This window comes from Halanaerobium sp. (genome assembly GCF_003070835.1).
In genome coordinates this window covers 1-9,846 of sequence record NZ_QBLR01000127.1, presented here as the reverse complement: position 1 = coordinate 9,846, position 9,846 = coordinate 1, and the positions used below count along the sequence as shown (strand labels likewise).

The 9,846-nt window shown below is 33.7% G+C and carries 9 protein-coding genes and 1 pseudogene; all 10 read right to left on the bottom strand.

Going from position 1 to position 9,846, the window contains the following annotated elements; all coding sequences use genetic code 11:
- Nucleotides 1–822: pseudogene (locus tag CI949_RS12495) on the bottom strand (NAD-dependent DNA ligase LigA); the annotation flags it as partial.
- 12 nt (nucleotides 823–834) lie between these two features.
- On the bottom strand, nucleotides 835–2,982 hold the full coding sequence (pcrA, locus tag CI949_RS12490) for a DNA helicase PcrA (protein ID WP_149796680.1): 2,148 nt from the start codon (nucleotides 2,980–2,982) through the stop codon (nucleotides 835–837).
- 51 nt (nucleotides 2,983–3,033) lie between these two features.
- Nucleotides 3,034–3,477, bottom strand: a complete 444-nt coding sequence (locus CI949_RS12485) for a DUF123 domain-containing protein (RefSeq protein ID WP_133617984.1) — start codon at nucleotides 3,475–3,477, stop codon at nucleotides 3,034–3,036.
- A gap of 115 nt (nucleotides 3,478–3,592) precedes the next feature.
- A complete protein-coding gene (locus tag CI949_RS12480) occupies nucleotides 3,593–4,369 on the bottom strand; it encodes an ABC transporter permease (RefSeq protein ID WP_133617985.1) in 777 nt (258 codons plus the stop codon).
- The gene (locus CI949_RS12475; protein WP_133617986.1) at nucleotides 4,344–5,303 is read right to left on the bottom strand and encodes an ABC transporter substrate-binding protein; all 960 of its coding nucleotides are present in this window, start codon (nucleotides 5,301–5,303) and stop codon (nucleotides 4,344–4,346) included. The genes CI949_RS12480 and CI949_RS12475 overlap by 26 nt, the downstream gene beginning before the upstream one ends.
- 32 nt (nucleotides 5,304–5,335) lie before the next feature.
- Entirely contained in the window at nucleotides 5,336–6,136 is an 801-nt protein-coding gene (locus CI949_RS12470; RefSeq protein ID WP_133617987.1) for an ABC transporter ATP-binding protein, read from the bottom strand.
- Nucleotides 6,137–6,227: 91 nt separating this feature from the next.
- Nucleotides 6,228–7,661: a monomeric [FeFe] hydrogenase gene (locus tag CI949_RS12465; protein WP_133617988.1), complete on the bottom strand. Its 1,434-nt coding sequence runs from the start codon at nucleotides 7,659–7,661 to the stop codon at nucleotides 6,228–6,230.
- A gap of 12 nt (nucleotides 7,662–7,673) precedes the next feature.
- Nucleotides 7,674–7,913: an NAD(P)H-dependent oxidoreductase subunit E gene (locus CI949_RS12460; protein WP_133617989.1), complete on the bottom strand. Its 240-nt coding sequence runs from the start codon at nucleotides 7,911–7,913 to the stop codon at nucleotides 7,674–7,676.
- A 19-nt stretch (nucleotides 7,914–7,932) separates the two neighbouring features.
- On the bottom strand, nucleotides 7,933–9,087 hold the full coding sequence (locus tag CI949_RS12455; protein ID WP_133617990.1) for a SpoIIE family protein phosphatase: 1,155 nt from the start codon (nucleotides 9,085–9,087) through the stop codon (nucleotides 7,933–7,935).
- Nucleotides 9,078–9,846 (bottom strand): (Fe-S)-binding protein (locus tag CI949_RS12450; protein WP_290766996.1); only part of this gene is annotated, 769 nt, incomplete at its 5' end. The genes CI949_RS12450 and CI949_RS12455, both read right to left, overlap by 10 nt.

Sequence of the window (9,846 nt, the reverse complement as noted above, 5' to 3'; positions counted from 1 at the left end):
TTCCTGCCAGCGCTCACAGATATCTATCACTGCTTCTATCTCAGCAGCAGACTGATGCCAGTTAACCTTAAAACCCTGTTCTTTTAAATAAGAAAAAACCTCTAAATGGGTTTCAAATTCTCTGCCTGAATGAGAAATTAAATCATAGATTAAAATTGATAAACTTCTTTCTGCGGCAATCTTACTATCCAGCTGCCGAACTGACCCAGCAGCAGCATTGCGGGGGTTAGCAAAAGGAGATTCATCATTTTTTAGTCTTTCTTCATTTAGCCGTTTAAATTCACTTTTAGCTAAATAAATTTCTCCTCTCAGCTCTAACTCAGCTGCTTCCTCAATTTTCAACGGTAGAGAGCGAATAGTTTTCATATTTTGAGTTATATTTTCACCAATTTCTCCGTTACCGCGGGTAGCACCAAGTTCAAAACTACCTTCTCTGTAGCGCATTACTGCGGAAAGTCCGTCAATTTTATGTTCAACAACATACTGATAGTCTTCACCATCAAGATTTTTTTGAATTCGTTGATCAAAATCTCCTAAATCATCTGCACTAAAAGCATTATCCAGACTAAGCATTGTTGACGAGTGTTCAACTTTTTCGAATTCATCTAAGACTTCTCCACCCACTCTCTGAGTAGGAGAATCTTCTGTTATTAATTCTGGAAATTCATTTTCCAGGTTAATTAATTTCTGCATTAGTTGATCAAACTCAGCGTCAGAAATTGAAGGATCATCTAATACAAAATATTTATATTCATGCTCTCTAATTTTTGCCCTTAATGCCTTTATCTTTTTTTCAGCTTTTTCTTTTGTCAATTTAGCCATATTTACACCTGCCTATACTTTCTGAATTGGCGCAAACTCCGCCAGTAAATTTCTAGTTTTACCCTGTTCGAAAGCGATCTTTAATTCTGGATTTTTATCCCCTCTTATTGATAATATGGTTCCAATTCCCCAGCGGGGGTGAACAATTTTCTGTCCAATAGCATAATCAGTACCAGAATTATCAGAATGAATTAACTCTTCTTCTTTTGCCATCTCAGAGCGTGTATCGGCTGCCCCAGCTAAAAGTTCTTCAGGAATCTCTTCAATGAATTGGGAAGGTGGATTAACTTTTCTTTCACCAAAACGAAGTCTTACCAATGCTCTACTTAAGTAGAGTCTCTCTTCAGCCCTAGTCATTCCAACATAGCAAAGACGTCTTTCTTCTTCCATCCCTTTTTGTTCAAACATAGAATTAGAATGAGGAAAAATTCCTTCCTCCATTCCAACTAAAAAGACAACTGGAAATTCTAAACCTTTAGCCGAATGAATAGTCATCAAGGTTAGTGAACTCTGCTTTTCATCCATTGAATCAATATCCGACATTAGAGTCACTTCTTCTAAAAATCCAGCAAGTGTATTATTATCGCTATTTTTCATATATTCATTGATAACAGAAAATAATTCTTCAATATTTTCCAGCCGGTTTTCAGCTTCAGCAGTTTTTTCTTCTTCTAAATTGTGGCGGTATCCACTTTTATCTAAAAGTTTTTCAGTCAGTCTTGCTAAAGCAATTTGATCCCTTTCTGATCTCAATTCTTCTATGATTTCTGTAAAGTGAAGTACTCTCTTAGCATAGGTTCCACTTAATGCAGGATTTTCCTTAGACTTTAAAGCAGCATCATATAAATTAAGTCCTTCAGCTTCCGCATAATCCTGAACTTTGCCCAAGGTACCAGCACCAATACCTCTTTTAGGCCGATTTATTATCCTTAGAAAACTAATATCATCAGCCGGATTATAGATTAACCTTAGATAAGCCATAATATCTTTAATTTCCATCCGCTCATAAAAACGGACTCCTCCAACAATCTGATAAGGTATTCCATATTTCATCAGCATATCTTCAAATGCTCTTGACTGTGAATTAGTCCTATATAAAACTGCCAGATCATCAAAAGTTAACTCTTCTTTTTTAATAAGCTCTTTAGCAGTTCGGCAGACAAAGTCTGCTTCTTCTTTCTCATCTTTTGCTTCATATAGTTCTAATTTAGGGCCCTCACCCTGATCTGTCCAAAGTTCTTTTTCTTTCCGAGAAGAATTATTTTTAATCACAGATTGTGCTGCTTTCAAGATATTCCCTTTAGAACGATAATTTTGCTCTAAACGAATAGTTTTAACATCAGGATAATCATCTTCAAAGTTTAAAATATTTCGGATATCTGCGCCTCTAAACCCATATATTCCCTGATCAGGATCACCTACAACACAAATATTGCGGTAGCGCTTTGCTAATAGATTCACCAGCTGATATTGAGCATGATTAACATCCTGATACTCATCAACCAGAATATACTTAAATCGCTCTTGGTAGTGCTCTAAAACCAATGGGAATTCTTCAAAAAGTCTTACTGTTTGCTGAATTAGGTCATCAAAATCCATCGCATTATTTTCTTTAAGTCGTTTTTGATATTCTTCATAAATATCAGCAGCAGTCTGATCAAAAAAACTACCTGAAAGTGCATTCATCTCAGACGGAGTCTTTAATTCATTCTTTGCATTCGAAATTTTATTTAAAACTGATCTAGGTTTTGTTTTTTTAGGATCTAAATTTTTAGATTTCAATACTTCCTTAACCAATTTTCGCTGATCAAGGCTATCAAAAATAACAAAATTTTTATTATAGCCAAGTTTTTCCGCTTCCCTACGCAAAATTCTCACACAAAAAGAATGAAAAGTACTAACCCAGAGGCTGCTGTTTACCCCTCCAACCATATCTTTTACTCTTTCTTTCATCTCATTTGCTGCCTTATTGGTAAAAGTAACAGCTAAAATATTATAAGAAGAAACTCCATAGTGATTGATTAAATAACCAATTCTCCTGGTCAAAACTCTTGTTTTACCACTGCCGGCACCCGCAAGTACCAGTTCCGGTCCCTTATGATGCTCTACAGCTTTTTTTTGAGCCTGATTAAGGTTTTTCAGTATTTCACTATCTTCCACCAAATCACTTCCTTATTTAAATTGACTTAATATTGCATTCTGATTAAATCATTATTCTTTAAAATTACTAAATTCTGCTGTTAAATTCTTATTATCTATTAAATCTTCTACAATTTTTTTTCCTGCCTTTAAAGGAAAATATATTAAATGGCTGCCGCAGCTGCAGTCACTGGCGCCAAAACCATCAATCAAAGTTTTCCCACCATTATCTATTAAGATTCGGGCTAGAAAACATTCTCCCTCTCCCGGCAGTTCAAAAACAAAATCACTTTCTATATCTGCTTCAGCTAAAAAGTAATCTATATGCCAGTGATAATTTTTATCAGAACTGTAATGACGATTAATCCGTGCTTTCAGATTACGTTGAGCTGTTCCTGCATAAAAGTAATATCCGGGAGGAAAAATCTTTTTTCCCAGAGCTCCAATCTTGATTTCTATTTTATTTTCTAATTTTATTTTTAAAATATAAACTCCACTATCAGGGTAGTTCTGCATCTAAACCACTCCCTAAATAATCATATTCTGGATTTGATTAACCTTTCCCTGCATATTTAACAGAAAAAATGCCGGTATCCCGGCATCTCAATTATAATACATTTATTAGTTTTTATCAATTTTTCAGCAAAACTTTCAATAATTTAGAACTTAAAAAACCCATTAAAATCAAAACTATTGTCCAAGCAAAAATTCTTTCAGTCTGAAGATTATTGCGGGCCCAATAAAGACCAGCTCCAATACCTGTATCAAGACTTAAAAGTTCTGCCATTGCCCCAATTTTCCAAGCACGTTCACCTGTAATAACTGCAGCTGATCTTAAATATGGCTTAATAGAATAGAGATAAATTTTTGTAAAAATTGTTAAAGGTTTTAATCTATATACAGCTGCCATCTCTAAATATTCTTGAGATGTATTTTTTATTCCTTCATAGCTGTTTATAACAAAAATAGGTGCTAAAGAAATAAAAATTGTAAATATCACTATTTTAGAGTTTAAACCAAACCAAATAATAGCGATTAAAATCCAGGAAATATTGGGAACAGTCTGCAGCATAGAAACAGCTGGTCGAAATAAATTATCAATTTTTTCATTTAATCCCATGATAATACCTAACAGGGTACCGATTAATAAAGCCAATAAATAACCGCTTACTATCCGAAAGAAAGAATAACCAATACTAACCCAAAAAGTTTTTGTTAACATCATTTCATAAATTGTAAAAAAAGATTTTTCAGGAGATGGTAAAATTATCGGATTATAATTTAAAGATAACAACTTCCAAACTAGAAGTATTAAAGCAGCACTAATTAAAGTATAATAAGTTGATTCTCTTCTTTTTATCTCATTTTTCTTATTTGAATTTTTAGTAGCTGAAGTAGAATTCTGCATCAGGTAATCGCCCACCTATTGTTTCTTTATTATAAGATTTTAAAACTTCTAAATAAGAAATAACCTCTTTTTTAACCTCAGCAATATTTTGATAATTAAGATTTAGTTCCGGATACGATTTTAGTGTTACTTCAGGGCTAAGCTCTAAATACTTTAAAGCTAAATCAGCAGCTAATTTATTGTCTTTTCCTAAATTTTTTACTGCTTTTTGATACTCTTTTTCTAATTTCAAGAGTAACTCTTTATTCTTTTCTGCAAAATCTTTTCGAACTACAAGTGCAGATTGAGCAATTCTAAAATTATATTCTTTTTCCCATTCATCTTGGATATCAAAAACAATTTTACTTTGATCATTATTTAAAATTATTTGTGAAGCAAAGGGCTCTCTGATAACTGCTGTTTCAGCCATGTTATTAATCATAAGTTGAGCTACTTCTCTCATCTTACCCCTTTCGACTTTTAAATCGTTTTTTAAATCTAAATTTTTTTTAGCAGCAAGTTCTTGAAAAACTATATCTAAAGGGCCACCCTTATCTGGTATATATAATTTTTTATTCTTTAAAGTATCCCAATTGATAATATCTTGATTTGTGGTTAGTAAATAAAAAAGTCCCCAATTATGAATGCCCAATAACTGTACTTCAACTCCACGATTATATAATTTGACAGCCTCATTTGTTGAAAGAAGTGCTGCCTCAATTTCTCCCTGCATTAATTTAGAAATAACAACATTACGGCTGCGGTGGATGGAAACATTTAAGTCAACAGAATCTGAATTATCCTGGATATAAAAAGCAGGCAAAGATGAAGGACTGGATGACACACTAATTTTTATACTATCTTCAGCTACAACTGGGATGGTAATTAAAAACATTAAAACAGTCAATAATATTATAATAAAATATTTTGTTGCTGATAAATTTTTATATTCCAATTGAACCCCCCCAAAACAATAGTTTTGCCCAGTTATTCTTCTTGATCAATAATCAATGACTCACAGCTAAAATTCATATTTTCAAGCAATCTGCAGCTTTTATGCATATGCTTTTTCCCCATATTGCGACAGAGGTAATGGTTTAATAATTTATTGTATTGACTAATTTCTTCTGATTCCAGATATCTATCAACTTTCGGAATTGTTATTTCAATAGAACTTTCAATTCGACCAGGGTTATCTTTCATTATCATTATTTTATCTCCAAGCAAAACAGCTTCGCGGCTGTCATGTGTTACAAAAATCCCACCCATTTTCTTTTTAGCAAAAATTTTGCTTAAAAGTTTTATTAAATCCAAACGTAAAGGGAAATCTAAATTTGAAAACGGTTCATCCATCAAAAGCAGCTCCGGCTCAATAGCTAAAGCCCTAGCAATAGCACCTCTTTGTTTCATGCCACCACTAAGTTCTTTGGGGAGATAGTTGTGATTTTTTGAAAGATTAACTGCTCCCAAAACATCTGCAACTTTAGCTTCGATCTTTTTTTGATCTCTTAACTGATCCTTCAGAACTAGCTCTATATTCTCTTCTAAACTTAACCAAGGAAGCAGTCGATCTTCTTGAAAAATGAAAGAAGTATGAGAAGCATTATTAATAATCTTACCACTATCATAGTCTTCTAAGCCAGCTAATATTCTCAGTAAAGTAGATTTTCCACAACCACTGGGTCCTAAAAATGTTATAATTTCTCCTTTTTCTAGTTTAAAAAAAATATCCTTTAAAATTTGTTCAGTACCATACTGCTTGTTTAATTTTTCTGCCTGATAAAGCAATTATTTTCCCCCTGCCGCAAAAAAATCCCGTTATTAATCTAAATATTGAAAATGATTCTCAATTTAATTTTATTATAAATAATAAAAAGTGTCAACTTAGAAATCTTTCTGCTTTTGCAAATCTTTTTACTAATTTTTTTGACAGTTTCTGGTTGATCATCGAAAATGGTCCGCCAACACAGCCGCCTGTACAGGCCATTCCTTCCAAAAAATTATAGCTCTGTTTGCCAGCCCTGATCAGATTAAGTTCTTTTTTCAGTCTCTCCAGTCCATCTATCTGTTTACTCTCAAAATCAGCTGCTATAATTTCCTCTAGAGATTTCTGCAGACCACCAGCATAAGCAAATTGTCTACCTAAATGTCCAGCATCTTCTAGTTTTTCTTCTCTATCAATTTGAGCTAAATTAATATTACTGGCTGTAAATAAAGACAGCAATTCTTCAAAAGTTAAAACATAATCAACATTTTGATCGCTGAGTGCTTCTTCTTTTTTAGCTGTACAAGGTCCAATAAAGACAGTTTTTAGTTCATGATCCTCACTCTTCATTTCTCCAGCAGTAACTGCCATTGGAGAATCTGTCTTAGAAATCAGATCTGAAAGTTCTTTGAACTCATTTTCTACCATTGATTTAAAGGCAGGGCAGCAGGAAGAGAGCAAGGTCTCATTTGATTCTATCTTTTCTTCTAATTCTTCAGCTTCAGCAGCAGCTGTTATTTCTGCTCCAGCAGCTACTTCTATTACCCTTGCAAACCCAAGTTTTTTTAAGGCATAATTCATCTTAGCTGCGCTCTGCTGATAGCCTAATTGACCTAAAAATGATGGGGCCAGCATTGCAGCAAGTTTGCTTTTTTCAGCAAATAAATTTACTGCGACTTCAATTAAATCACTAATTTCTGTTATTGCTCCAAAAGGACAGGCTGCTATACAGCTGCCACAGCTGACACATTTATCTCTATCAATTTTTGCCTGACGATTAGAATCAGAACTTATAGCATCAAGTTCACAGGCTCTGCTGCAAGGGCGCTGATTTTCTAAGATAGCGTTATAAGAACACGCCTGAGCACATTTCCCACACTCTACGCATTTTCCCTGATCAATATAAGCTTTATTCTGGATAATCACTATAGCATTTACTGGACAAGCATTAACACACTTATGAGCAACACAATTTCTACAGGCATCTGTAACTATATATTTATCAATGGGACAGCTGTCACAAGCTATATCAAACACCTCAACTACATTTCTATTTTTTTCATGTCGAGGCAGTGAGGATGCCAATTCTTTTAAAGTTATTTCCTTATTATCGGCAATATTAAATCCTAACACAGCTTTTATCCTCTGCTCAAAAATTGCTCTTTCTTTAAATTCGCAACATCTATAACGAGGCGAGTCTTTAGTTATAATTTTTTTTGATAAATCCGAAATCTCTTCTGCTAAATTTCCTGTTTTAACAAGTCTTAATAACTCGACATATAGTCTCCTTTTTAATTTAACAACCTCAGAAATAGTATTCTGACTCATTTTTAACATCTCCTATCTTATATTTTCACTTATAATCTTATATAGTTTTTCGGGGTTCAAATCCTGATAGACTTTACCATTGAATTCAGCAACCGGAGCCTGATCACAGCAATTATCAATGCAATGGCTTGTTTTTAGTTCGATTTTTTCGCGCAAACTTTGATCAAGTTCTTCTACTGATTCCAGCAAATCTGCTGCTCCCATTAAATGACAGGGAGTTCCTATACATATTTTTAAAGTGTTTTCGGACATCTAATGCACCTCCTTTATTTTAAAACCATTCAATTTTAACTTCTTTTTTTATTCTCCTTAGCTGTTCTGAAATCTGACTTATTATCTGGCTTCTAATTCCTAAGTTAATTGGAAGATTCAAACTCTGGTGTGATTCATTAACAGCTCTACCCACAAAAAATTTAACACTGTCACTTTCTAATAAAAGCCGAGTGAAACGAGAAGCACCATCTTTCCCTTCAACTGGAATCTGGCCTGGTTTATATTTTTTTAGTAAAGAAAGAACCCTGTTTAATGTTAATAAACCTTCTGTTAAAAGATCAAATCCTTCCATCTTGCTGGTTGGAGGAATGTCTTTGTCATAGTATTTAAGGCCAGGTTCTAATTCTTTATTTAACTCACGTGCTGCTATTTGAGCTGTTGTACCACCACTGATTATTTTTTTGCCTTCTGCCTCAGAAATTTTTTTAGCTAATACTTGATCATCTTCTTTTTTTAAAGGTGGACCACTCCAAATATTTAATTTTCTTTTTTTTCTATATTTCATTCCAATGATAGTAAAGTCATCACCAGCCTGATCATTATAAAAAGTGTTAAATATTTTAACAAGCTTATTGATACTGTATTTTAAATCATTTTGGTTCTTTTTTACTGTTCTTTCAATCTGGCAAGCAACCCCATCCCAGCCCAAGCCAAAGTTTAATAACCCTCCAATTCCAGCATGAGTAACGCCATCACTAACTAAAAAAAGCTGATCCTGCCGCTGAAATTTAAAGTTCGCCTCTTTAATTTTTTTTCCTTCCAGTTCAAATTCTCGATAATCTAATTTTTTAACCTTATCATTTCTAAATAAAAAAGCAGAAGGGCTGTCTATTTCTATCAAACGGAGCTGCTGATCTTGATCAATAATTAAAAAAGCGAGAGTTGCATAAGCAATCCCTCTAACTTCACAAACAGGAAGGGTTGCCAAAATTGTCGATAGTATTTCTTTTAAAGGTAATTCTTTATCAAGTAGACCAGAAGCTATTTTGGAAGTTAAAGTAGATAGAATATTGGCTTTAATACCGCTGCCAAGACCATCAGATAAAACAACAATGGTTTTATTTTCTTTTTTAATTATTTCTACATTATCACCACACACTTCTTCACCTGCTTTGGGTACAGACCGGTAGAATTCTTCAAAAACTAGTCCCATTGCTCATCACCTGTCTTTATAAGATCAGCGAGTTCTGTTAGAGCTGTTTTTGTTTCAACAGTCGTTTCTCCTAAAAGACCAGCTATTTCCTGTACTATCTGCATCTGCTTATTAACAACTGCATTGGTTTTTTCAACTGCCACCTCTTTCATCTTTTGCATTTTTTCCCTTTGTTTTTCTTGTTCGCTAATATCAGTTAAAATTCCAACTATAACTTTATGTTCTTTTAAAGCAAAGATAGTCTGATCAACTATAATACTCCCATTTTTATAAGAACATTTTTGGTGAATAAATCTTTGATTAAGATTCCAGGCTTTTTTGAAATTGCTGCTGTCAATAAATTTATCTAACTGCATCCCTTCCAGTTTTCTACTCTTTTGTGTAAATAATTCTTTTGCTACAGGATTAAATTTTTGAATATCCATCTGATCATTAACAACAATTATAGCATTATGTGATGACTCCACAATAATTTGAGAAAGAGACTCTGCTCGTGATTTCATATAGGGAATACACATTTTCTTTTCTGCAAAGCCGTGATAAACCGCTGCTGCCTTTTCCCGGCAGCTGGAATAGCCGCAGCCGCCGCAGTCTTTTTCATCCTCCTTCTTTTCTTTAGCAATCGCAGCTAGAATTTTTCTGATTTCTGACTCCGGCACTTCAGGCAGCTTCATTTTTTTATTCTGATGTTTTCTTTGAATCGATATTTCTGGATCTGCTGGAAGATAACTTTTTACTTTATTTTTTTTATTTGCGGAT